We start from the raw sequence: 735 nt of genomic DNA on the forward strand, positions 1-735 counted from the left end.
CTTCTGGTCGTCCTTTTCGGGGATCACGCACTGGATGCCGCGGTCCCGGAGGTATTTCCGGTTGCCCCTCGAGGAATAGGCCTTGTCGGCCATGGCCCGGACGGGACGTCTCCGGGTGGCCCCGGTGGCCGGGTTCTTGACCTTCAGGGCGCCCAGGAGGTTTTCGAACATCGGGGAATCCCCGGCCTGCCCCGGTCCGACCATCACCACCAGCGGGCGCTGCTTGCCGTCGACCAGGGAGTGGATCTTGGTGGTCAGCCCGCCGCGGGACTTGCCGATGGCGTGGTCAGGGGGCTCTTCGAGAAGATTCTTGTAATTCGACAGGTCCCCCTGTGTGGCGCGGGAGGTTGGTGCCGTGCTGGTGGGCACGGTTGATCGTGGAGTCCACCGACACCTCCCAGTCGACCAGGCCGCGGCTTTCGGCGTGGCCCAACAGGGTCGCCAGCACGGCGTCCCAGGTGCCGTCGGCGGCGTAGCGGCGGTGGCGCTTCCAGACGGTCTTCCAGGACCCGAAATGCTCGGGCAGGTCGCGCCACGGGATGCCGGCGCGGTAGCGGTAGATGATGCCCTCGACCACGAGCCGGTGGTCCTTGAACGGGCGTCCGGCCCTGCCCGTGGAATCGGGCATGAACGGGGCGATCAGCTCCCACTGGGCATCGGTGAGGCGGGCGTAACGGGAATTCACCCGTTAATCCTGCCAAACCGAACCACCAGCGATTAGGAGACACGCCCTAG

General features: G+C 66.9%; 1 pseudogene. It reads right to left on the reverse strand.

Going from position 1 to position 735, the window contains the following annotated elements:
• Positions 1–628, reverse strand: a pseudogene (locus tag KRR55_RS20455) (IS5 family transposase); the annotation flags it as partial.
• Between the last annotated feature and the right edge of the window lie 107 nt (positions 629–735).

It is taken from the genome of Paeniglutamicibacter quisquiliarum (genome assembly GCF_019084045.1).
Classification (GTDB): Bacteria; Actinomycetota; Actinomycetes; order Actinomycetales; family Micrococcaceae; genus Paeniglutamicibacter; species Paeniglutamicibacter quisquiliarum.